General features: G+C 43.9%; 11 protein-coding genes. 5 read left to right on the top strand and 6 right to left on the bottom strand.

Features of this window, described 5'->3' with window-relative positions; translation table 11 throughout:
- Positions 1-884 precede the first annotated feature (884 nt).
- From C3K47_RS19055 to C3K47_RS19045, 3 genes are all read right to left on the bottom strand, one after another.
- Positions 885-1,388 carry an ankyrin repeat domain-containing protein gene (locus C3K47_RS19055; protein WP_103790757.1) on the bottom strand — a complete coding sequence of 168 codons (504 nt, stop codon included), beginning with the start codon at positions 1,386-1,388 and terminating at the stop codon, positions 885-887.
- 157 nt (positions 1,389-1,545) lie between these two features.
- On the bottom strand, positions 1,546-2,091 hold the full coding sequence (locus tag C3K47_RS19050; protein ID WP_165784744.1) for a hypothetical protein: 546 nt from the start codon (positions 2,089-2,091) through the stop codon (positions 1,546-1,548).
- A gap of 141 nt (positions 2,092-2,232) precedes the next feature.
- Positions 2,233-3,843 (bottom strand): tyrosine-type recombinase/integrase, encoded by a 1,611-nt coding sequence (locus C3K47_RS19045; RefSeq protein ID WP_207765332.1) that lies wholly within the window; start codon positions 3,841-3,843, stop codon positions 2,233-2,235.
- A gap of 1,607 nt (positions 3,844-5,450) precedes the next feature.
- Between C3K47_RS19045 and C3K47_RS19635 the strand changes: the two genes are divergently transcribed.
- Complete coding sequence (locus C3K47_RS19635; protein WP_165784743.1) at positions 5,451-5,606, top strand: hypothetical protein; 156 nt, start codon at positions 5,451-5,453, stop codon at positions 5,604-5,606.
- A gap of 736 nt (positions 5,607-6,342) precedes the next feature.
- On the opposite strand, the gene aceA is transcribed toward C3K47_RS19635, so the two are convergent.
- Together aceA and aceB are read right to left on the bottom strand one after the other, a co-directional pair.
- A complete protein-coding gene (aceA, locus tag C3K47_RS19040; RefSeq protein ID WP_103790755.1) occupies positions 6,343-7,626 on the bottom strand; it encodes an isocitrate lyase in 1,284 nt (427 codons plus the stop codon).
- A gap of 84 nt (positions 7,627-7,710) precedes the next feature.
- Entirely contained in the window at positions 7,711-9,324 is a 1,614-nt protein-coding gene (aceB, locus tag C3K47_RS19035; RefSeq protein ID WP_103790760.1) for a malate synthase A, read from the bottom strand.
- Positions 9,325-9,467: 143 nt separating this feature from the next.
- On the opposite strand from aceB, the gene C3K47_RS19030 reads away from it, so the two are divergent.
- The 3 genes from C3K47_RS19030 (at position 9,468) to C3K47_RS19020 (ending at position 12,383) form a co-directional block, all read left to right on the top strand.
- Positions 9,468-10,934 carry a helix-turn-helix domain-containing protein gene (locus C3K47_RS19030; RefSeq protein WP_103790759.1) on the top strand — a complete coding sequence of 489 codons (1,467 nt, stop codon included), beginning with the start codon at positions 9,468-9,470 and terminating at the stop codon, positions 10,932-10,934.
- A gap of 2 nt (positions 10,935-10,936) precedes the next feature.
- Complete coding sequence (locus C3K47_RS19025; RefSeq protein ID WP_103790754.1) at positions 10,937-11,650, top strand: pyridoxine 5'-phosphate synthase; 714 nt, start codon at positions 10,937-10,939, stop codon at positions 11,648-11,650.
- Positions 11,651-11,741: 91 nt separating this feature from the next.
- A complete protein-coding gene (locus tag C3K47_RS19020; RefSeq protein ID WP_103790753.1) occupies positions 11,742-12,383 on the top strand; it encodes a chromophore lyase CpcT/CpeT in 642 nt (213 codons plus the stop codon).
- Positions 12,384-12,990: 607 nt separating this feature from the next.
- Here C3K47_RS19020 and C3K47_RS19015 read toward each other — a convergent pair.
- The gene (locus C3K47_RS19015) at positions 12,991-13,359 is read right to left on the bottom strand and encodes a methylglyoxal synthase (RefSeq protein ID WP_103790752.1); all 369 of its coding nucleotides are present in this window, start codon (positions 13,357-13,359) and stop codon (positions 12,991-12,993) included.
- A gap of 263 nt (positions 13,360-13,622) precedes the next feature.
- Between C3K47_RS19015 and C3K47_RS19010 the strand changes: the two genes are divergently transcribed.
- The coding region (locus tag C3K47_RS19010; protein ID WP_103790751.1) for a Calx-beta domain-containing protein at positions 13,623-26,801 on the top strand (13,179 nt) is incomplete at its 3' end.

The following is a 26,801-nucleotide window of genomic DNA, read 5'->3' as shown; positions in this document are numbered from 1 at the left end:
TTTAAAATATAAATTTTGCTCACTCCCAAATCCGTTGCCGTATCAATTTGGTTCGAGATGAAAACTGTTGTTACTCTAGATTGAGACTGACAAAAAGAAAACAATGTTGTGATTGCTAGGAATGTTATTGCACTAAAAATTATTTTCATTTTTCTATTTAGTTCCAAGGTGTAGTCGTTCTATAAAATGGCAGGTAACGTTTTGGCGCTTGCCGAAGGCGCGGTGAAAATACCTGCGTCCTTCTCCGCCGTGATGTAAAATTATTAATTAAGTTTTCAGTTCAAAATTGCACGTCCACCGCGCTTACGGCAAGCGGCTGTTAGGTGCAGGTTTTACTCGAGAAATACTAGCGAATAAAATGATACTAAAGATAAAATGACATAAGCTATAAAAACATATTTTCCCTTCCTTAGTCGTTTTGCAGGATAGGTGTTGATTCTTTCAAAGATTTTTGTCCTGTTTCTTAGAAAATAGAAAGAACTGACACTTAGAAACATTAGAGCATAAATAATTGCAATAACTATAACATGGTCTTTAGAAATCTTGAAATGAGTATAATTATAAGCAAGTCGACCGATAACCATGATATTTAGGTTTATGAAAAACACAACACCTAAAACTGCGTCAAAGGAAGGATTTTCTTCTTTACGAATTCTTTTAAGTCCCTTGTACATCCAATAATAAAATTCCTGCATCATATTCATAAGGGTGATTCAATGAGGTTGAGGGGTTTTCTAAACTTGCACCTAACGTTTTGGCGCTTGCCGAAGGCGCGGTGAAAACACCTGCGTCTTTGTCGGCCGTGGTGTAAAATTATTAATTAAGTTTTCAGTTCAAAATTGCACGTCCACCGTGTTTGCGGCAAGCGGCTGTTACATGCAGCCTTACTTTAAATCGAGAGTTTCAATGTCCTCATTATTCAATGTTAGAAACATAAATCTGGGTGTTTTACTATGTTTATTAACTAGGTCAGGATTTGCTCCACTTCTCAATAAATGCTTAACCACTTCGAAATCTCCTTTTGCGTTAAATATTGCAGTCCATAATGGTGGATTGCCATGTAGGTCAGCGATATTGGGGTCAGCACCTTTGCTTAGTAATAGTTTTGCCAAATCTGGAAGCTTTTCCTGTCCTGTAAAGTGTAAAGATGAATACCCAGTTCTGTCTTGATGATTTAGATTCGCTCCGTTGTCCATTAACCACTCAATAAACGCAGTCTTCCTTTCAAGTACTGCATTTATTAATGCTGTTCTCCCATAACTATCTTCTGCGTTAATACCGAATTCTTTAAGCGTTGCTTTCACTGTAATGAAATCGTCAGAATTGATTTTACTTCTAATATTATCAATTTGGGGATCACATTTTTTTGGTCTACCAGAAATTGCCATAGATGTTTTTTAAGGTTGCATGTAACGGGTGACGCTTGCCGAAGGCGCGATGAAAACACATGCGTCAATCTCCGCCGTGGCGTAAATATATTAATTAAGTTAAAAGTTCAATTAGCACGTCGCCAGCGCTTACGGCAAGCGGCTGTTATACGTAGCCTTAATTTTTCGGAACGATTTCTTTTACTTTTCCCTTAAAAAAAGGCGGACAAATCGCTTTGACAAGCCCCAAAATTTCTCTGTTTTTAGCTTGGTTCCGACTTTGCAAAATCCCAATATTTGGCCAAGTCGAAGAGTGCACCATAAATACTCCAAAATCGGAAGTCCAATAATGTTCTACTACTATATCCATAACTCCAGTAGCCATTTTGAAATGCAAAATTTTAAATAATTTCGAGTCAAGTACAACTACGGAATCTTTAACAAATTTGAAATTTTCAGAACCTTTGTAAGGTGCAATAAACTTTGATAATTCAGGTTTTGCTTGGTTCAAAATGTATGTCACAGTGTCAAAAGGAGATTTGTAAATCAATTTCTCCGTGTCGCCATTTAAAAATTTGCTTACCGAAATATTAAGAGTGTCAATCTCGAATTTTGATTTTACCCAATGTGAACGAAACTTTACCCAATACATAGAGTCGTCGTTTCGATAATCTTTACAAGAAATAATTGCAAAACTTGTGATTAATAACAAGAAAAGCCTCATAAGGTTACGTATAACGAGTCTGTATACGCAGCTCGTTGTTTAAATTGTAAGTTTTGTTGCGTATATATTTCATTTGGCTGAACCCTCTTTCCTCTCTCATTTATAACACATCTGCGGTTTCAGCCCTCCAAAGTAACTATTTTATTCAATATCTAAATTGTCTAATGGACTTTTTATCTGGTCAAATCCTTTAGTGGTAATATGCGTGTAAATTTCGGTTGTTTTACTGCTGCCGTGGCCTAACAAACTTTGTATATAACGCAAATCAGTTCCATTTTCCAGTAAATGCGTGGCAAATGAATGTCTGAGCGTATGTAAACTTACCTTTTTCCGTATGCCTGCCTTCTTTACTGCATCCCTGAATATTTGTTGGGCACTGCGGGCCGAGTACGGCATTGTCCCTTGCGTTCCATCAGCGTTAAATCCTTCAAACAACCATTCCCCGGGTTTGTATGCCAAATAATACTGGCGTAATACAACTAGTACCTTAGCCGACAAGAGCGTATATCGGTCTTTCTTGCCTTTTGCCTGTTTAATTCTGATCTGCTTTCGGTCCGAATCAATATCTTCTACCTTAAGATTCAATAACTCACTCACCCTTAAACCCGCCGAATAGCTAAGCATCAACATTGCTTTATGCTTCAAATTGGAAATGTTATCAAACAGCATCTTTATTTCCTGCTCGCTTAACACCACCGGAAGCGTTTTTTCTGTAATGGGCCGTTCTATAAAATATAACTTTCGCTGCCCGCCCAATACCCGTTCATAATAAAATTTAATGCTATTAATGGCCTGGTTTTGATACGAGGAGCTAACTTTTCGCTCGGTAACCAGGTATCTTAAATAGGCAATTATATGCTTTTCGTCAAGCAGATCAATGTCGTTATTCCGGTAATAATTAATAAACTCCTCAAACAAATTCACATACGACTTTATGGTCGATTGGCTGTATCGCAATTCCCTAAGTTTCTCAACAAGGCTTTCAGGTGCAAAGCGATAATTTACTATTGTTGAGGCTGATAATTTTGGACAACCGTCGCTAATCGCTTCTTCTTTAAAAATGATGCGCAGTCCGGCTGCTTGCAGCCCTAGCTTTAATTTGGTTAAATTTTGTTCCGAAAAGGCTATCGTCCACCATTTATTTTTTCCATCCCATTTATAAAAAGGGAGCTGTTTTATGGCATTCGTTACCTCCTCGTTAAAATTGGTGATAATGCGTAAACGACCTGTGGCAGTTTTTAAAATGAACGCATCATTTTTTGTTACAGGTCCTCTTGATACATCATTGGCTTCCGCTTGTTCTTCTTCAACAAGGGAGCTTATACGAGGGCCAAAATAGGTTTTTAGCATTTCCAACGTACCTTTATAATTCGGCAACTGCCAGTAAAAGCCAAAGGCATTCCATCTGCTGTATTTTAGCTGGGAAACAAAAGCCACGTCTGCATCATTCCTGGGCATTTTTAGGATTATTTTTCGACCAACTACGGTTACGTGTATGCCACCAGCAACTTGCTGCTTCGCGTCTTGAAATGTAGGAGCTGTAAACTCTTCAGTTCGTTTGGGTCGAAGCTCCGGAAACAGGCTGATAAGTTGACGGTAAGCGCTTTTAGTATACGGAATATGCCAGGCGTTATGCGTTCGGCTCCACTTCGTATCCGGTATAGACTTTAACAAGGCCGCGATTTCCTGGTTATATGGAAATTCAATTTTAATACGATCCTGCTGATGATGATTAATTTTTGAAATTTTCATAGGGGTAGATGCCTGTAAACATTAAAATACGGAATAAGCACGAACCTGCTAAGGAGAAATCGGAATAAATTAATCAGAAATGGGTTATTTGGGAGGGCAACAATTGCAGAAGCACTTTGTAAATCTAATTTACGAGAACTTTGATACCGCAAAATCATTCAATATTCCCGTAAGGAACCTTGGCCAATTCAGGCCTTGCGGTAAGGCTTGAAGGCGAATTGGACGCAGTTCCGTCGGGAATATTCGGTCCGCCCGACCGTGGAGGGCAACAATTGCATAAGGATTATATAAGTACATGTTTTTCCTGCATTTGATCGTTAGAAAAACGGAGATTAGGAACAACTCGTTCCACGATTGTTAAGCGATAGCGTCTCTTAAAAGTCAAGACATCCCGGTTAAACCGGGACCCCTCACAGCCCAACGCATGGCCCGCCGTTTTGTCTGCCCTACGCACAAAGCATTTCTCATTGTTTTGCCAAACATGTCGACAAATCATTCAGTGTTCGCATAAGGAATCTTGGCCTATCCCGGCTTGTGCGGAATGACTGCAGGCGGATAGGACGCAATTCCGTTGCGAACACTCGGTCCGCCCGACCGTGGAGGGCAACAATTGCAGAAGAACTTTGTAAGAACTAATACGGATGAAATTAATCGATCGAAAGTCTTAGACTGGGACAATTCCCTTACCCAAAGTGTTTCACACAGCATAACATCCTGGAATAAATAAAACCGAATCCTTAGCCTGTTCAGCAGTTGTAATTGTTAACCCAATCTAATTGCCACAACTTTGCTAGCTCAAAATCATTCAGTGTTCGCATAAGGAATCTTGGCCTATCCCGGCTTGTGCGGAATGACTGCAGGCGGATAGGACGCAATTCCGTTGCGAACACTCGGTCCGCCCGACCGTGGAGGGCAACAATTGCATAAGGATTATATAAGGACATGTTTTCCCTGCATTTGATCGTTAGAAAAACGGAGATTAGGAACAACTCGTTCCTCGTCAGAACTTTGGGAACCTTCCAAGGCCCTTATTGTAATTGATGATGAGGGTTATGCTTTCCTTGCAATGACCGCTAATTTGGTTTAACATTCAGTTTCCGGGTTAGCGGCCTTTTATTTTTTAGGCCATGTGCTGCTTATGGGTGGGTGGGAGAAAAAATAAGCAGCCGCGTTCCGGAAACTCGGTCCAGCCGACCGTGGAGGCGAAAAATTGCCGAAGTCAAGTGCAATAAAAATCACTGTTAAAATTGACCGTTAGAAAAATGGAGATTAGGAACAACTCGTTCCACGATTGTTAAGCGATAGCGTCACTTAAAAGTCAAGACATCCCGGTTAAACCGGGACCCCTCACAGCCCAACGCATGGCCCGCCGTTTTGTCTGCCCTACGCACAAAGCATTTCTCATTGTTTTGCCAAACATGTCGACAAATCATTCAGTGTTCGCATAAGGAATCTTGGCCTATCCCGGCTCGTGCGGAATGACTGCAGGCCGATAGGACGTCCCGATAGTTATCGGGATGGAGGGCAACAATTGCAGAAGCACTTTGTAAATCTAATTTACGAGAACTTTGATACCGCAAAATCATTCAATATTCCCGTAAGGAACCTTGGCCAATTCAGGCCTTGCGGTAAGGCTTGAAGGCGAATTGGACGCAGTTCCGTCGGGAATATTCGGTCCAGCCGACCGTGGAGGCGAAAAATTGCCGAAGCCAAGTGCAATAAAAATCACTGTTAAAATTGATCGTTATAAAAACGGAGATTAGGAACAACTCATTCCACGATTGTTAAGCGATAGCGTCTCTTCCTGGAATAAATAAAATCAAAGACTTTTCTGTGCAGTATTTGTAATTGTTAACCCAATCTAATCTGTCAGAACTTTGGGGCCTTCCAAGGCCCTTATTATAATTGATGATGAGGGTTATACATTCCTTGCAATGACCGCTAATTTGGTTTAACATTCAGTTTCCGGGTTAGCGGCCTTTTATTTTTTAGGCCATGTGCTGCTTATGGTTGGCGGGAGAAAAAATAAGTCCCGATAGCTATCGGGACGTTCCGGAAACTCGGTCCAGCCGACCGCGGAGGCGAAAAATTGCCGAAGCCAAGTGCAATAAAAATCACTGTTAAAATTGATCGTTATAAAAACGGAGATTGGGAACAACCCATCGTAAGAAAAAGTACGCATGAAATTAATCAATTGAAAATCTTAGACTGGACCAGTCCCCCCTAGGTATCAACGCCTAGTATACGCCTAGTATACGTCTAGTATGCGCCTAGTATACGTCTAGTATACGTCTAGTATACGTCTAGTCAAAGCCATAATGAAAGCAAATGGAATCAATGCATCTAAAGATTGCTAACCTCTGCACCTTGTTAATTATACAGAAACTCAACTTTGATAAGTTTCTCCTTGCTATAGGTGATTTTTTGAAATTTTTCAAAACAGCAATTGCGTATATACATACAAATACAGAATATATACGCAACTGCTAGCTGTTAGAATCAATGAAACTGCTCTTCTTCCGTCGAACCCTTCAAGGCAGTGGTGGAAGCCAGTCCGTTCATAATGGTGTTTTGCACCTCGTCAAAATACCCGGTTCCAACAAAGGCCTGGTGTTTAACGGCCCTGAATCCATGTTTCTCTTGTAATTCAAACTCTCGTTGTTGCAGGTTAGAGAAACCAAGCATTCCTTTTTCACTGTAATTCAGGGCCAGTTCAAACATAGCGGTATTAAGGGCGTGAAATCCTGCAAGGGTAATAAACTGGAATTTATAGCCCATATCGGCCAGTTGCTCACGGAAAGTAAGCATGGTTTCATCGTCAAGATTCTTTTTCCAGTTGAAAGACGGCGAGCAATTATAGGCCAATAATTTATTGGGGAATTCGGCTTTTATAGCTTGAGCAAACTCACGTGCTTGTCCAATATCCGGTTTCGAGGTTTCGCACCAAACCAGGTCGGCATAAGGTGCATAAGAAAGCCCTCGTGAAATAGCCTGTTCGATGCCTGCTTTTACTTTGTAAAAACCCTCAGGGGTTCGTTCGGTTGAAGTGATGAATGAATGATCCCGTTCATCGCAATCACTGGTGAGTAGGGTAGCGGCATCAGCATCGGTACGGGCTACAAGTAGCGTAGGAACACCCATTACATCGGCAGCCAAACGTGCAGCATTGAGTTTGGCAATGAACTCTCCCGTAGGAACCAATACCTTTCCACCCATATGACCACATTTTTTTGCTGATGCTAATTGATCCTCAAAGTGAACGCCTGCAGCTCCCGCTTCTATCATAGCTTTCATCAGTTCAAAGGCGTTCAGGTTGCCACCAAATCCGGCTTCGGCATCAGCAACGATCGGCGCCATCCAATGTACATCATCACGGCCTTCCATGGTTTGTATCTGGTCGGCCCGCAATAAAGCATTATTGATTTTCTTTACCACCTTTGGAACACTGTCGGCAGGGTACAAACTCTGGTCGGGATACATTTCACCGGCTAGGTTGGCATCGGCGGCCACCTGCCATCCGCTCAAATAAATAGCCTTCAACCCTGCCTGCACTTCCTGTATGGCTTGGTTTCCGGTAAGAGCTCCCAGTGCCGATACATAATGGTCCTCGTTCAGCAACTTCCATAGTCGTTCAGCACCTAGTCGGGCAAGGGAATGTTCAATAGTAACGCTGCCTTTTAGCTTAATTACCTGTTCGGCAGTATAGCTCCGCTTAATGCCAGTCCAGCGGGCATGGCTCGCCCATTCCGCAGCCAGTTGCTGCGCTTTCTCAATACTGTTCATATGATTTATAGGGTGTAATAGCTTTCCTCACCCTCAGTTAAAGAGGGTTGAGGCTAGCCGTTGATTGATTGGTCGCTTTTGTAATTAATCGTTTTGCTGTATGTAGTAGTAGGCCTGTAAGGTCAGGAATTCCGGGAACTGTTTGCTGAACACCAGGTCGTGGAATAGACAGCCTGCCAGCATATAGTTCTCCGAATGATAACGGTCAAATCCCACTTCTTCTTTCAGCTTTTCACGCTCTTCGTCAATAATATCGTTTACATAATGGCGATCGATCAGTTTCCATTGGTCGGTTATGCAGCCATGACGAACCCATTGCCACAATTGGGCTCTCGATATTTCGGCCGTTGCCGCATCTTCCATCAGGTTGTTAATGGCAGCAGCTCCAACACCATTTAACCAGGCAGCGATATAACGAATACCCACATTTACATTGGTGCGTACGCCTTGTTCGGTAATGGTGTTGCCGGCTGATGAAATGGCTAGCAGGTCTTTGGCGGTTATAGTTAGATCTTCATGCAATATATTTTTCTGATGAGGTTTTGCTCCCAACATCAGATCGAATGTGGCCCTGGTAATCGGGATAAGATCTGGATGAGCTACCCAGGTACCGTCGAAGCCATTTTCGGCCTCAAACTGTTTATCATCTTTTACCTTTTCAAGGGCTATGCGGGTCACTTCACCATCTTTTCGGTTCGGAATAAAAGCAGCCATACCCCCAATGGCATGTGCTCCGCGTTTATGACAGGTTTGTACCAACAGTTGGGTGTAAGCTCGCATAAACGGTACGCGCATGGTCACCGAGGAGCGGTCGGGCAATACAAACTGTTGCTGCATCCTGAATTTCTTAATGATGCTGAAAATATAATCCCATCTTCCGGCGTTCAGTCCCGCAATATGTTCACGCAATTCATATAAGATCTCATCCATCTCAAATGCAGCCAAAATGGTTTCGATCAGCACCGTAGCTTTTATGGTTCCGCGTGGTATGCCCATATATTCTTGCGCAAACTCAAACACCTGGTTCCAAAGGCGTGCTTCTAAATGGTTTTCTAGTTTAGGCAGATAGAAATAAGGAGCGGTTCCTAGGCTCATCAGCTTGCGGGCATTATGGAAAAAGTAAAGCCCGAAATCAAATAATGAAGCGGATATAGCCCGGTTTTCAATTTTGAAATGAGCCTCCGTTAAATGCCAGCCCCGTGGACGAACCAATAGCACCGCTGTTTTTTCATCGAGTTTATATTGTTTACCATCTTCCGATTCAAAATCTATTTCCCTTCTGATGGCATCTTTTAAGTTTTGTTGTCCCATTAGCACATTGTCCCAGGTAGGGGAAGTAGCATCTTCAAAATCGGCCATGAAAACATTGGCGCCCGAATTAAGCGCATTAATGATCATTTTCTTATCTACAGGACCGGTAATTTCCACCCGGCGATTTTGAAGGTCAGCAGGAATCGGAGCGACTTTCCAATTGCCATTTCTCACGCTTGCAGTTTCAGGAAGAAAATCAGGGAGTTTTCCAGTGTTAATTTCCCGTTGACGTTCCATCCTACGGATCAGCAATTCGCGACGTTCATGTTCGAAATTTTGATGAAGAAAAACTAAAAAATCAATCGCTTCAGGAGTGAGAAGCGTGGTAGAGTGGTTGTTAAGATCTTTGCTTATTTCCACCAAGTAACCTGTAGTAAGTTGATCCATAATGAAAAGATTTATTGATTGATTAATCCGAATATAGTAAAAATTCTTTATTAGCGAAAATTCGCTGAAATATTTTTTTCGCTTTTTGCGTGCTTTCTCGTTTTTGCGTATCATTGATATCAGAAACACCAAAATCAATCAATTTGATACTCAACGAAGAAACGATCCGCCTCATTTTAGGCCTTAAAATCCGTAGCTCAAGGGCCGATAAAGGCATTTCGCTTACCGAATTGGCACAACAAACCGGGGTTTCGGTTTCGTATCTCAACGAAATTGAAAAGGGAAAGAAACACCCAAAACCAAGTAAGATCGCTTTGATTGCTGATGCATTGGATGTTCCCTATGATCAGTTGGTATCCTTAGAGATCGATAAAAAACTGCTGGCCGTTGCCCGTTTGCTTAGTTCTGACTTAATGAAAGAGCTTCCCTTGGAGCATTTCGGGATTGATATTTCTACTTTGGTAGATGTGTTTGCTACCGCACCTGCTAAGTTTGGGGCATTTGTAAATACGCTGATTGAAATTGCCCGTAACCGTGACATTAGCGTGGAGCAGTTTTATTTTGATGCCTTGCGCTCGTACCAGGAAATGCGTGAGAACTACTTTGGCGACTTGGAGCAGCTGGCATCAACATTTATTGAAGAGAAAAATATTGAAGGTAATGGAACCTCATTGATTGCTCAGCTCGAACAGGTGCTTTTAACCGACTATTCAATCAAAGTCAAGTACACACTTCAGAAAAATGAGCAGTTAAAAGAGCTACGTTCCTTATTCGACTCGAATAATAAAGAACTGCTGATTAACGATAAACTGAGTGTTGAACAAAAGGCTTTTATTTTAGCAAAAGAGATCGGTTTTCAGCTGCTTAATATCGAAAATCGTTCATATACCTCGGTTTGGGTTAAGGTGGAATCGTTTGATGTAGTGCTTAACAATTTCCGGACCTCCTATTTTGCCGGAGCTGTCCTCGTTTCCTGTGATCAGCTCATTGAAGATATGGAGGGTTTCTTTGCGCATAAGAAATGGTCGGCAGAAAGTCTGGATGCGATCATGCAGAAATATACGGCCACTCCCGAAGTGTTTATGTACCGTTTAACCAGTATTCTTCCAAAATTCTTCGGTCTCAACCAGCTTTTCTTTCTTAAATTTGACCGTAATAAATCGGATAAGGAAGTTCATCTATCCAAAGAGCTCCATCTCTCAGGTTTGCATAATCCGCATGCCAGCTTTAGGCACGAGCATTATTGCAATCGCTGGATCTCGATATGGCTGTTAAATGATTTGGAAAAAGCACCTAAAGAGCAATGGATCTCCGGAATTCAGCGTTCTTCCTATGTCGATTCAACAAATGAATACCTGTTGTTCAGTGTTGCACGACGGACGCCTACGCAAAACAGCACTGTAAGTATTGGTTTGTTGATCAATCAACAGCTGACTCAAAAGGTGAGGTTTGTAAATGATGAGAACATTCCACGTCGATTGGTGAACATTACCTGCGAGCGTTGCCGCTTAACCGATTGTCAAGAGCGAAGTGCTGAAGCAAGGATTTACTTGAAACAACAACAGCAGGAACAATTAATTAATGCCATTCAAGAATTTTTAAATAGATAACAATGACAAAGCTAAGTGTCAATATTAATAAAGTAGCTACCATTAGAAATGCCAGAGGTGGTAATAACCCTGATATAATAAAAGTTGCGTTAGATTGTGAACGTTTTGGTGCCGAGGGTATCACCGTGCATCCTCGTCCCGATGAACGCCACATCCGCTACCAGGATTGTATCGATCTGAAACCTTTATTAACTACTGAATTTAATATTGAAGGCCGACCAGATGAACGCTTTATGGACTTGGTGCTAAAAGTAAAGCCTGCCCAGGTTACTTTGGTCCCAGATGCTCCGGATGCGATCACTTCCAATGCTGGCTGGGATACCATTCGTCATCGTGCATATTTAAAAGATATTATTGCCGAGTTTAAATCGAACGGCATTCGTACTTCTATTTTTGTTGATCCGGTGATTGATATGGTTGATGGCGCTGCCGAAACTGGTACCGATCGCATCGAGCTCTATACCGAATCATATGCTACGGGCTACCATCAAAACAGGGAGCAAGTAATCCAACCCTACCTCGATGCGGCTAAGTTAGCGGCAGAACTGGGTTTAGGTGTAAATGCCGGGCATGATCTTGATCTGCACAATCTTAAATACCTGAAAGATAATATGCCCGAACTGATGGAAGTTTCAATTGGCCATGCCTTGATCTGCGATGCATTATACCTGGGTCTGGAAAACACCGTTCAACAGTATTTGCGTCAATTAAGGTAAGAAGTACGATTTTAGATTTTAGAATAGGCAGGACTTTGTTAAGCAATTCGTAACCCGTAACCAAAAACTCGCAACCCCTAGAATAACTAAAATGAATAAATTTAAAGTTGCTATAGTTTTACTCTGTTTTATATTGATAGGCAGAAATCTTAGCGCCCAAAAACTAAGCAAGGAACTTAAGCAATTACGAGAAAATGTAAGCGGTCGTTTTACAAATGAAGATCAGGCACGGTTCAGTTTAGATACCAAGCCCGAGTCATTTGTTATGAAACAAATTTGGGCCGAAAAGGAAGATGACGGATTTTGGTTGTATGGTGAGCGGTTTAGAACGGATTCGACAAATCTGCCACATCAACAGTTTGTCTGGCATGTTAAACAAGCCGATCAAAACCGTTATTTCATAGAGGTATTCGAGCCTAAAACATCGATTCCTTCCGTAACCGACTGGAAATCAAAAATGCCATTATTCGCTGGCGTAAGCGATACAATGTTGGTAAAGGTAAGTTGTCCGCTGTACATAGTTCGTAAAACCATGATAGAGTTTACCGGTGGAACAAAGGCCAATACCTGCGTAGCCGGACTACCTGCCAATGCGGTTTACAAATCCATTGAATTATATTTTAGCGAAAGCACACTGATGTTTTGGGAGCGAGGCTACAATACTGCTGGTAAGTTGGTATTTGGTTCGGATAAAGGCGGCACCGTTTTTAGAAAAACTGAGCAGTTTAAATAAAGGCTTCGACTCCGCTCAGCCTGACAATTTCGTCATCCTGAGCGGAGTCGAAGGATCAGTCACCTTGAGCGCAGTCGAAGTCATCCTGAGCGTAGTCGAAGGATCAGTCACCTGAGCGCAGTCGAAGGGTCAGTCACCTGAGCGCAGTCGAAGTCATCCTGAGCGTAGTCGAAGTCATCCTGAGCGTAGTCGAAGGATCAGTCACCCTGAGCGCAGTCGAAGTCATCCTGAGCGTAGTCGAAGTCATCCTGAGCGCAGTCGAAGGGTCAGTCACCCTGAGCGCAGTCGAAGTCATCCTGAGCGCAGTCGAAGGGTCAGTCATCCTGAGCGCAGTCGAAGGGTCAGTCATCCTGAGCGCAGTCGAAGGATCAGTCATCCTGAGCGCAGTCGAAGGGTCAGTCACCCTGAGCGCAGTCGAAGTCATCCTGAGCGTAGTCGAAGTCATCCTGAGCGTAGTCGAAGGATCAGTCATCCTGAGCGCAGTCGAAGTCACCCTGAGCGCAGTCGAAGTCATCCTGAGCGTAGTCGAAGGATCAGTCATCCTGAGCGCAGTCGAAGGATCAGTCATCCTGAGCGGTCAGTCCGAGCGTAGTCGAGGACCGAAGGGTTAAATCCGAAGGCCCTGTATCAATATTTCAGCTGTTGCCGGATTACTTGCTAAGGCAGCATTGTGCACATCGCACTGGCGCATCAACATCATAATATCGGGCTCATGAGGGTGAGCATTTAAAGGGTCGCGGAAAAAGATCACCATCTTTGTAAAACCCTCGGCCACCCTTGCAGCGATCTGTGCATCACCCCCAAGTGGTCCTGACAGCAACCGCTGAACGTTTAACCCTAATTCTTCTGCTATTTTGCCCGTAGTGCCGGTGGCAATCAATCTAATATGCTCTTGAGTAAATACATCCAGGTTCTTACTCAAAAAAAATCTCATTTCGTCTTTCTTTCCGTCATGGGCAATAATTGCGATTTCCATACAGTATTATTTTTAAAGTCAGCTTAAAATCGGGCAGAAGTATTTAATGCAAAAATCATAAAAGTGGCCGGGATGTTACGCATTAAAGCTTTCAGTTTCCTTTTTCTTTTGCGCTTAATTTATTAAATTTAATAGGTAACATAATATACAATCCTGGAATTTGAGATTAATTTACGCACTCTAAACACTTTCCTCTCTTAATATTTGACTGTTTCCAACCAGCAGAGGTGCGTTCAATACATTAATAAACCCTTATTTTTTGTATGCGGCCTTCTGTACATAGAACCTCATTTATAATCCTGGTTTTAATTTTCTTTTTTACCTCAACAGTAAAGGGCCAGTTTACTATAAATGAGCCTTTAACAGGTAGTTCTATTGCGGGTATTACACTTGGAGGGAAGGCTCGTTTAACAGGAACCGGTCAGACGGGTGCTGATCCTATAGGGCAAGGCTACCTGAGGTTAACTGAAGACGCCAATAACCAGGTTGGATGGGCTTACATTAATCAGTCGTTTACCCCTGATATGGGAGCCATTATTGATTTTGAATTCCTGTCCTGGGGAAGTAGCAGTAGTAAAGCCGATGGCTTTTCGGTTTTCTTGTTTGATGCCAGTTACGATATAAATAACAGTGGCTCCAAAAAATTTGCCATAGGTGCTGATGGAGGTTCTTTGGGTTATGCCCAAAAAACAGGTGTTGCAGGATTAACGGGAGGATATGTAGGAATTGGAATCGATGAGTTTGGCAATTTTATCATTAACTCCGAAGGTAAAAATGGTGGAATAGGTGGCTCTAATACATTGCCCGATGCAATTGCTATTCGGGGCCCCTCCAGTAATTATGCTTATATCGGAGGTACCCATGCAGGTATTTCGGGTAGTCCAATGGCAGGGGTAAGTGTGGATTATAATACCACCACCTCAACACGTCCCACTTCTGCCCAATTTTATCGTAGGGTGCAAATTTTATTAGAGCCTGTTAGTGGGGCAGGATTTAAAATATCAATAAAGCTTAAAACAAGCCCTACCGGCGATTTTGTTACCATTATTCCTGCTATAAATTCTTCGCTATTGGCAAATCCACCAGCCAGGTTAAGAGTTGGTTTTGCCGGCTCAACCGGTGGATCGAGAAATGTTCATGAGATCCGTAACTTGTTTACCACTACCAGCAATAACCTTTCAGTTACTAAACTGGGTCCTTCAGCAGCAGATAATCAAACCACATTTTCTTACTCCATTGATGTTCAGAATGGATCAGCCACCGACGCCAATAATACCATTGTGAGAGATACCTTGCCATCCTCTTTTTCACTGGTAAGTAGCTCTTTTGCTTCAACCAATGCGCAAAATGCCGGTATTATAATCGCTAATGGTAATATTTTAGAATTACGCGCTACTACCTTAAAAGCTAATAGTTCAGGAACTTTTACACTTACAGGTAAGCTGAACGAAACAAGCGGAACATTAAATCAAGTAACCAATCTTGCCAGGGTCTATCCTCCAACAGGGTTTATTGATTTGGATCAGACTAATGATGTTTCACGAACAACAACAATAATCCGAAGGCCCGATTTAAGTATTGCTAAGACACATAGCGGGAGTTTTGTCAGAGGCGGTAGTTATAATTTTACAATAAAGGTTAACAACAGTTCCACAGCTAATGGTAGTACCACTAATCAGGTAAAAGTTACCGATGTTCTTCCTGTAGGATTAACTCCTCAGGGTTCCACTTATGCTTCAAATGGATGGTCCGTTACTGTAAACGGCCAAACGGTTACCGCTGTAAGGTCTGATGCGCTCGCTCCGGGAAGCACCTATCCCGATCTGGTCGTTCCCATTAAAGTCGACCAAGCAGCCGCATCTTCTTTATCCAGTACAGCATCAGTAACTGTAGCCGGAGAAACTGCCACAACCAATAACTCATCAACAGACGCGGTACAGATTATTTCTCAGACAGATATTTCGGTGGAAATATCAGATAACTCTGCAACGTATACGCCCGGAGGCACCGGAACATATATCATTACCGTTCGTAATGTCGGTTTGACAAACGCTGGCAATATCTCTCTTTCAAATACACTGCCTGCCGGAGTAACCATAAATGGTACGGTTACAGGGGTGGCTACTGGAGGTTCAATAGGTGCAATTTCGGGACCTATAGGAGGTATTGGGGTATCCGTAACGGGGGCAAACTTACAGGTGGGTACGGGCAATACATTGGTTTTTACAGTCCCGGTTAAATTTGCAGCTAGCCTTACCTCGGATCCTTTAGTAAATACGGTCACAGTAGCCGAGGCAAGCGAACCATCCAATGCTCTGGGGAATAATACAGCAAGTGATTCAGATACCCGAAATGGGCAGTCGGATCTTAATCTGGAGCAGATCATTCCGAATGTTAGCTCAGAGAAGCGATGCGACAACACTGAGTTTACTTTTCAAATTCGAAACAATGGCCCCGTCGATGCTATCTCCGGCCTGAATGTCCAGTTTCCTCTTCCTGTTGGATTAAATTTTGATAGCGCTACCCAAGGGGGCTCTTATAATTCCTCAACCGGAATTGTTACCATTAATTCAACTGCCAATCTGCCTGTAGGAGCTGTCATTTCATTGGTGCTAAAGGCTACCGTAAAGCCTGATGCTCCTGCCTCTATTCAGTCAGTTGAAGCAACCGTCGCACCAAACACTCCAAATATCGACGGTGCTCCAGCCAATAATAAAAGAAACACTCCTTCAATCTCCATTGGTTCATCACCTTCCGGGATTTTGTCTGGAACTCAGACAATATGTTCAGGGACCACGGCTTTGCTTACGGTGAACTTAACTGGAAATTCGCCCTGGAGCATTGTTTATTCTGATGGAACAACAGACTATTCGATAAATAATATTAACACTTCTTCCTATTCATTTTCGGTAAGCCCAACAGCAGCTGCAACCTACACTCTTAAAAGTGTTGATGATGGATCAACCGACTGTGGGTATAGTGTTTCGGGGAATGCAGTTGTAACGATAACGCCTGCAATTGCCAATAATACAATAACAGCAAGCTCCTCATTGAATATCTGTTATGGGATCGATCCAACAATAATAAACGGATCCACCCTAACAGGAGGAAGTGGAGGATATACATATCAGTGGCAATCTAGTTTAGATGGCACAAATTGGTCGAATATAACCACCGCAGGTCAGGGTGCTAACTATGATCCGCCTGAATTGCCGCAGTCAACTTATTATCGAAGAACAGTTATCTCAGGAGCGTGCAGTATCCCATTAGCTAGTAATGCTATTCGTTTTGCTGTTTCCCCCATACCTCTGTTAACAATTGTCAATGTTCCTTCCATTCCTGAGGGTAACTCCGGTACCACTGCCGCTACTTTTCAGATTGAACTTAGTCAGGCCGTTAACTGCGATGTGAGGGTTAATTATGCAACTTCTAATTTAACAGCATTGGCAGGTGAAGATTACGTTGCTACCTCTGGAGTATTAACTATTCCTGCAGGAAACACTGCTGCTACTATTCCGGTTACTGTAAATGGTGATACAAAGTTTGAGTCCGATGAAACATTTATACTCACATTGAGTAGCCCTGTTGGGGTAACAATTAATACCACAACCGCCAGCGGTACGATCCGCAACGACGATGCGAACCCTACGGTATCGATTAGTCCGGCCAACCAGTCGGTGACTGAAGGTACAGGAGCGGGTACTACTACAGCTAACTTTACGGTAACGCTGAGTAACCCTAGTTCGCAAACGATCACGGTGGATTACAGTACTTTGGCCGGTACGGCTACCTCAGGTGTAGATTATACGTCGGTTTCCAACATCACCTTAACGTTTGCTCCAGGAGAGACAAGCAAGAACATCAGCATCGCCATTACCCGGGATAACATCAAAGAAAGTGATGAGCAGTTTTCGGTAGTGCTGAGCAATATCAATAACGCCACAGCCGGTACTCTCACAGGTTTGGTAACGATCACCGACGATGACGCCTCGCCGACGATCAGTGTGGCCGCCGCTTCGGTAAATGAAGGCAATACCGGTACCACGACCTTGACATTTACAGTCACGCTGAGCAACCCTTCGGCCAGTACGGTGAGCTTTAATTACGCTACCGCCAATGGCACAGCCAGTACAACCGACAATGATTATGTGGCCATCACAAGCGGCACGCTGAGTTTTGCTGCCGGCGAATTGAGCAAAACGATCACGGTGTTTGTCAACGGAGACCTGAAGAATGAAGCCGATGAAACTTTTACATTGCAGCTAAACAATGCCGCCAATGGCACGTTGGCACAAGCAAGTGTAACAGGCACGATCACTAACGACGATCAGGTGCCGCATTTAACCACCAGTGCTTTTTCAGTGAAAGAGGGGAATAGCGGAATCACTTCGCTAACGGTCAAGGCAAGGCTATCCAATCCAAGCGCTCAAACGATCAGCTGGAACGGCAGCTCGAAAGACGGAACGGCCAAAGCCGCAGATAACGATTATCATGTGTTTGTGAATATTCCTTTTACGATGCCTCCGGGCGTTACGGCCAAAGACACCACGCTGTTTATAATAGGAGATACGAAGTTTGAAGCAGACGAAACCTGGTATGTAACGCTGAGTGATGCCCGGAATGTAGTGCTGGATATTGTGGATGTACCGCTGACGATCATTAACGATGATGCCCAGCCGGTTGTAAACGTTGCCTCCCTGTCGCAGAATGAAGGCAACAGTGGCGCGACGAACTACGATTTTCATGTGGTGCTGGATCATGCCAGTTACCAGCAGGTAGAGCTGGATGTAATCACCTCCAACGGTACGGCTACCACGACCGATAACGATTACCAGGCTAATAGTGCGCATATAGTTTTTGCACCGGGCGAAACGGATAAGGTGTTCACGGTGGTGGTGAATGGCGATACCAAGCGAGAGGCGGATGAAAATTTCACGATCACCTTAAGCAATCCGGCAAATACTACAATTAATACTACCACCGCCACCGGTACGGTCCGCAATGACGATGCCCTTCCGACGGTATCGATCAGCCCTGCCAGTCAGTCGGTGACGGAAGGTACGGGAGCAGGCTCCACCTCGGCAAACCTTACGGTAACACTAAGCAATCCGAGCGCCCAAACGATCACGGTTGATTACGGCACTTCGGCCGGCACAGCCACCTCAGGGCTGGATTATACCACTGGTTCCAATATCACCTTAACGTTTGCTCCTGGGGAGACGAGCAAGAACATCAGCATCGCTATTACCCGGGATAACATCAAAGAAAGCGATGAGCAGTTTTCGGTAGTGCTGAGTAATATCAATAATGCAACGGCCGGTACTCTCACAGGTTTGGTAACGATCACCGACGACGATGCCTCGCCGACGATCAGTGTGGCCGCCGCTTCGGTAAATGAAGGCAATACCGGTACCACGACCTTGACATTTACAGTCACGCTAAGCAACCCTTCGGCCAGTACGGTGAGCTTTAATTACGCTACCGCCAATGGCACAGCCAGTACAGCCGACAATGATTATGTGGCCGTCACAAATGGCACGCTGAGTTTTGCTGCCGGCGAATTGAGCAAAACGATCACGGTGTTTGTCAACGGAGACCTGAAGAATGAAGCTGATGAAACTTTTACATTGCAGCTGAGCAATGCCGCCAGCGCTACCTTGGCACAAGCAAGCGTAACAGGCACGATCACTAACGATGATCAGGTGCCGCATTTAACAACCAGTGCTTTTTCAGTGAAAGAGGGTAACAGCGGAATCACTTCGCTAACGGTCAAGGCAAGGCTATCCAATCCAAGCGCTCAAACGATCAGCTGGAACGGCAGCTCGAAAGACGGAACGGCCACAGCCGCAGATAACGATTATCATGTGTTTGTGAATATTCCTTTTACGATGCCTCCGGGCGTTACGGCCAAAGACACCACGCTGTTTATAATAGGAGATACGAAGTTTGAAGCAGATGAAACCTGGTATGTAACGCTGAGTGATGCCCAGAATGTAGTGCTGGATATTGTGGATGTACCGCTGACGATCATCAATGATGATGCTCAGCCGGTTGTAAACGTAGCCTCCCTGTCGCAGAATGAAGGTAACAGTGGAGCGACGAACTATGATTTTCATGTGGTGCTCGACCATGCCAGCTACCAACAGGTAGAAGTGGATGTAGCCACAGCCAACGGTACGGCCACCATAACTGATAATGACTACCAGGATGGTAGTGCGCATATAGTGTTTGCACCGGGTGAAACGGATAAAGTCTTCACGGTGGTGGTGAATGGAGATACCAAGCGAGAGGCGGATGAAAATTTTACGCTCACCTTAAGCAATCCGGTAAATACTACAATTAATACTACCACCGCCACTGGTACGATCCGTAACGATGATGCCCTTCCGACGGTATCGATCAGTCCTGCCAGTCAGTCGGTGGCAGAAGGTACGGGAGCGGGTACTACCACAGCTAACTTTACGGTAACGCTGAGTAACCCTAGTTCGCAAACGATCACAGTCGACTACAGTACTTCGGCCGGCACGGCCACCTCAGGGGTGGATTATACCACTGGTTCCAACATCACCTTAACGTTTGCTCCCGGGGAGACGAGCAAGAACATCAGCATCGCTATTACCCGGGATAACATCAAAGAAAGCGATGAGCAGTTTTCGGTGGTGCTGAGTAATATCAATAACGCCACGTCCGGTAGCTTGACCGGGCAGGTAACGATCACCGACGACGATGCCTCGCCGACGATCAGTGTGGCCGCCGCTTCGGTAAATGAAGGCAATACCGGAACCACGACCTTGACATTTACAGTCACGCTAAGCAACCCTTCGGCCAGTACGGTGAGCTTTAATTACGCTACCGCCAATGGCACAGCCAGTACAGCCGACAATGATTATGTGGCCGTCACAAGCGGCACGCTGAGTTTTGCTGCCGGCGAGCTGAGCAAAACGATCACGGTGTTTGTCAACGGAGACCTGAAGAATGAAGCTGATGAAACTTTTAGCTTGCAGCTGAGCAATGCAGCCAATGGCACGTTGGGACAAACAAGTGTAACAGGCACGATCACTAACGATGATCAGGTGCCGCACTTAACAACCAGCGCCTTTTCGGTAATAGAGGGTAATAGCGGCTTCACGCAGATGACGCTCAAGGCCCGACTCTCGAACCCTAGTGATCAAACCATCAGCTGGATCATCGGCTCAAAAGACGGCACGGCCACGGCAGCAGATAACGATTACCCTCCCTTTGCCAATATTCCAATCACACTGCCTCCGGGCGTTACGGCCAAAGACACCACAGTGTTTGGTGTTATGGGCGATACGAAGTTTGAACCCGACGAGGTATGGTACCTGATGCGAACTAACGGTCAGAATGTGATCATAGACTTTGTGGATCTGCCAATGACGATCATTAACGACGACGCTCAGCCTGTTGTGAATATAGCTTCACAATCGCAGAATGAAGGCAACAGTGGCGCGACGAACTACGATTTTCATGTGGTGCTGGATCATGCCAGTTACCAGCCTATAGAGCTGGATGTAATCACCTCCAACGGTACGGCTACCACGACCGATAACGATTACCTGGCTAATAGTGCGCATATAGTTTTTGCACCGGGCGAAACGGATAAGGTGTTCACTGTGGTGGTGAATGGTGACACCAAGCGAGAGGCGGATGAAGCTTTCACCGTAACGCTAAGCAATCCAATAAATGCAACAATTAATACCACTATGGCTACCGGTACGGTCCGCAATGATGATGCCCTCCCGACGGTATCGATCGGTCCTGCCAGTCAGTCGGTGACGGAAGGTACGGGAGCAGGCTCCACCTCGGCAAACCTTACGGTAACGCTAAGCAATCCGAGCGCCCAAACGATCACGCTTGACTACAGTACTTTGGCCGGCATGGCCACCTCAGGGGTTGATTATGCCTCTGGTTCCAACATCACCTTAACGTTTGCTCCTGGGGAGACGAGCAAGAACATCAGCATCGCCATTACCCGGGATAACATCAAAGAAAGCGATGAGCAGTTTTCGGTAGTGCTGAGCAATATCAATAACGCCACGGCCGGCAGCTTGATCGGGCAGGTAACGATCACCGACGATGACGCCTCGCCAACGATCAGTGTGGCCGCCGCTTCGGTAAATGAAGGCAATACCGGAACCACGACCTTAACCTTTACAGTCACGCTGAGCAACCCTTCGGCCAGTACGGTGAGCTTTAATTACGCTACCGCCAATGGCACAGCCAGTACAGCCGACAATGATTATGTGGCCGTCACAAATGGCACGCTGAGTTTTGCCGCCGGCGAACTCAGCAAAACGATCACGGTGTTTGTCAACGGAGACCTGAAGAATGAAGCCGATGAAACTTTTACATTGCAGCTGAGCAATGCCGCCAATGGCACGTTGGGACAAACAAGTGTAACAGGCACGATCACTAACGACGATCAGGTGCCGCATTTAACCACCAGTGCTTTTTCAGTGAAAGAGGGGAATAGCGGAATCACTTCGCTAACGGTCAAGGCAAGGCTATCCAATCCAAGCGCTCAAACGATCAGCTGGAACGGCAGCTCGAAAGACGGAACGGCCACAGCCGCAGATAACGATTATCATGTGTTTGTGAATATTCCCTTTACGATGCCTCCGGGTGTTACAGCCAAAGACACCACGCTGTTTATAATAGGAGATACGAAGTTTGAAGCAGACGAAACCTGGTATATAACGCTGAGTGATGCCCGGAATGTAGTGCTGGATATTGTGGATGTACCGCTGACGATCATCAATGATGATGCCCAGCCGGTTGTAAGCGTAGCCTCCCTGTCGCAGAATGAAGGTAACAGTGGAGCGACGAACTATGATTTTCATGTGGTGCTCGACCATGCCAGCTACCAACAGGTAGAAGTGGATGTAGCCACAGCCAATGGCGCGGCCACCACGACCGATAATGACTACCAGGATGGTAGTGCGCATATAGTGTTTGCACCAGGTGAAACGGATAAAGTCTTCACGGTGGTGGTAAATGGCGATGTTAAGCTTGAATCGGACGAAATATTTAACATCTCACTTACTAATCCGATAAATGCCAGTGTTCCTACAACATTAATTCAAAATACTATTGTTAATGATGATGTACAACCGGTAGCAACCATAGGTGATGTAAGCATGAATGAAGGGAATGCAGGGCAAACAGAGATGATATTTACTGTTCAACTCAGCAATACTTCGGATAAGGAAATTTCGTTGAATTTCGCAACAGTGGATGGGACTGCGGTTTCTAGCGGTGCCGATAAAGATTACCAGGCAGTTATAGGTCGCTTACAAATTCCTCCGAATACCTTAACCGGTACAATAGCGATTCCAATTAATGGGGATCTGATTTTTGAAAATGATGAAACGTTTTCATTGATAATAAACAATCCCACTTATGTACGTTTTGCACAAAATGCAGCTTCAGTTACAGCTACCGGATCTATAGTAAATGATGATGGAATTCCTTCTATATCTATATCAAATATCTCGGCCAATGAAGGAAATGCAGGCGTGAACAGTTTTAATTTCCTGGTAACGCTTTCAAATCCTTCAACTCAAACTGTTACTGTTAATTATGCTACCCAAAATGGAACAGCGCTTACAACAGATAATGATTATGCTACCCAAAATGAAACATTAACTTTTGCGGCTGGCGAACTTTCAAAAGTTATAAGCATTCAAGTAAATGGTGACCTTAAAACTGAGAGTGATGAAAATTTCACACTTAATTTAAGCAACGCAACAAATGCGAATATTACCACGCCACAAGGTGCGGCCACAATAGTCAATGATGATATTGTGCCAGTTATTTCAATTGTTAACAGTGCCTCGGCTTTTGAAGCGAATGGAAAAATAGACTTCACAATCAACCTCTCAAATCCAACTGATAAAGATATTAGTTTGGTTTATTCGCTCACTGATGGAACTGCTACAGTTATCGATAATGATTACGTTGAAGGGTCAAATTTAACTTTATTAATTCCTGGCGGATCAACAACTGCCACGCTTTCAGTGCCGGTTAATGATGATGCTAAAGACGAAAATGACGAAACTTTCACGGTAACACTAGTTTCAGCTGGTAATGCAACATTAAGTTCTTCAGCAACTTCGATTGGTACCATATTGAACGATGATCAACGCTCAATTATAAGTATGGCCAATGTGGATGTAAATGAAGGATCAGGAAATGCTGTAGTAACCTTGACATTAGACAAAGCGTCGGGTAAAGATATTCAAGTGAATTACGCCACTTCCAACGTTACAGCCCGGTCTCCAAATGACTTTACATCAGTAAGTGGTACCCTTACAATACCTGCAGGCACAGCATCAATTCAAATTTCCATCCCTATTATTGATGATGCATTGAACGAAAATGATGAAACGTTTAGGTTTAATCTGAATGGTCCGGTGAATGCCATATTAGCAAGCACCTCGGCTGTGGTTACCATAATAGATAATGATGTTTTGCCCGAATTAAGCTTTACAAGCAATGTCAGTCTCCCCGAAGGAAATACCGGAGTAACCAATTTTGTGTTTACAATACAGCTTAGTGCCGTAAGTGGCCGGAATCTAAGCTTTGCCTACGAAACCCATGATATTACAGCTAATGCTCCTTTTGATTATGTAGCATCTTCCGGAATAATAACCATTCCGCCAGGTTCTACTCAGGCAAGTATAACAATAGCCGTTAACGGCGACTTGTCTAATGAGACTGATGATACCTTTTCTGTTTCAATTGCTGATCCGGTGAATGCTAATTTGGGAAGTATAGCCGCCGCTATCGGAACTATAGTAAATGACGATGCTCAGCCGATAATAGCAATTAGTGATGCATCGGTAGTAGAAGGAAATACAGGTTCCTCTCTTATAACTTTTGATGTAAGCTTAAGTGCTACGAGCGGACGTGATATTACATTGACCTATAGCACCTCAAATGGAACAGCAGCCGGGGGCTCAGATTTTACCGCGGTTAATAATGCTCAATTGGTAATTCCTGCAAGAACACAACACGCAAAAATTACAATTGAAGTATTGGGTGATAATATTGTTGAAGGAAATGAAACCTTTACTGTTAATATTGCCTCTGCTGATTTTGCCGATTTAGTTTCACCCGGAGCGAAACCTGTAGGAACAGGAACAATTATTGGCGACGATGATCAACCTTTATTAACGGTGAATGATATCAACGTGAACGAAAATGCCGGAACGGCTACGTTTACGGTATCATTGGGCGGTAACCCGACCAGTGAGGAGGTGACAGTTGATTATGAAATAACCAATAGAACTGCAGAAGTAAATAGCGATTATAATGCAAATAACCTACTTGCTGGGACTTTAACTTTTCCAGCAGGAGGAACATTAACTCAAACTATAACGATTAACATAGTAGATGATAATATTGATGAAGATGACGAAACCTTCTTATTAACCCTCTTAAATGCCAATGGAGCCGTAATTGGGCGGGAAGAAGGAGTTTGTACAATTATTGATAATGATGATCCTCCTTCAGTTAGCATTAATAATGCAAGTGGGGCAGAAGGCAATGGAAGTGGAACCCAACCCATGACCTTTACAATTTCTTTGGATAACCTGAGTGGAAAACCAGTTGACATTAGCTATTCTACTTCGGAGGTCTTAGCGGGCTTAAAAGCAACTTCTGGAACTGACTTCATGGCCACTCAGGGAACCATTACAATTCCTGTCGGATCTATTAGTGTAACCGTCGATGTTCCAATCGTTCTGGATGCAATATTTGAAAACGATGAAACTTTTGAGGTTAATTTATCGGCTCCGATAAATGCCAACTTGGGAATTGCAACAGGCATTGGTACTATAGAAAATGATGATTCAGTGCCGGAGCTAGCTCTTTTGCCTCCAGAATCTGCATTTGTAGAGCCTGATCTTGCCACAGGACAAGTACAGTATGTTATAACTGTAACCGGTTCAGGACAAACGGAACTGCCAATTACCTTTATCTATTCATTTACTAATGGAACGGCAACTAATGGAGCCGATTATTCGGGAATAACTGATACAATTACCTTTTTGCCTCCTGCATTAAGCGATACTTATACGTTCGATATTCCGGTTGTTGTTTTGGCTGATGATATAAAAGAGCAGACAGAGACTTTTAATGTAGCTCTTAGCAATCCAATAAATGCAACTATTCCAATAGCTACTGCCGACAAATCGGTAAGTATTACAGATGCAACTGCAGCTCCCCAAATACTATTGTCCATTGATAAAGCGTCGGTTTTTGAGGGTGAAAATGCAAGTGTTACCGCAAGTTTAAGCCGTCCTACTTATGAAGATGTGACGGTTACTTATACAGTGAGTGGTTCTGCAACCGAAGGCGCTGATTATACCATAACTAAAACAATAACGATTCCGGCTGGTGCATTATCGGCCTCCGTTTTTCTTAATTCATTAGCAGATAATATTCATGAGCAAAACGAAACAGTAATTGTTAATGCTCCGGTAACTGCTAGTGGAGGCGCAGCAATAGCAGATGCAACCCAACAATCATTAACAGTGACAATTGCCGATCAAACTGCAGCTCCTGTAGTGACAATTCAGCTTGATAAAACTTCAGTAAATGAAGGTGAAGCTGCTGTGTTAACACTCTCGCTTTCAAATCCAACTTTTGAAGACGTTATTATCTCATTGAATTTGGCCGGAACTGCAATTAACCCTGATGACTACACTGCTGATGCAACGAGTGTAACCATTCCGGCAGGCCAAATTAACGCTTCAGTTAATTTTGTAAGTGTTGTTGATAACCTGGTTGAACCAAATGAAACGGTACTGGTTTCAATTGAGACGGTTACCGGTGATGGTGCGTCTTTCCAGGGAGCGCAGACCCAATTGCTTAGCATTGTTAATATTGACCTTGCTACCCAAACTGCAAATAAGGTTGTAACTACCACTGAGGATATAGATTATCAATTCGTTCTGAGTGACTTTGCATTTACAGCAGCACCACCCCGAACGTTTGATCATATAACTATTCTTAAACTACCCGTTTTTGGAAGTCTAACACTTTCAGGTGTGCCGGTAGTTATTGATCAACAAATATCGGCCACAGACATCGTCAACCTAACTTATTTGCCAAATCGAGATTTGACTGGAAATCCACTTGACGCGATAGGCTTTACGGTTACTGATAATTTCAGCAATGAAAGCGCAGCAGCCTTACTTGCAATTAACGTAACACCTGTCAATGATCCGCCTGTTGTTTCAACTCCTTTAAGTTTGGTAACGGATGAAGATATTTCTTTTGGAGGGCATCTTTCAGCCAGCGATGCCGACGGAGATGTACTCTCGTTCAGTAAAGCCTCCGATCCGGCAAATGGAACAGTTACGGTTGCTGCCGATGGTTCATTTACGTATGTGCCTGCAGCCAATTATCATGGCGAT

The organism is Solitalea longa, assembly GCF_002920915.1.
Taxonomy (GTDB): domain Bacteria; phylum Bacteroidota; class Bacteroidia; order Sphingobacteriales; family Sphingobacteriaceae; genus Solitalea; species Solitalea longa.
Note: the sequence above shows the minus strand (reverse complement) of the source record. Positions and strands in the feature narration are given on the sequence as shown.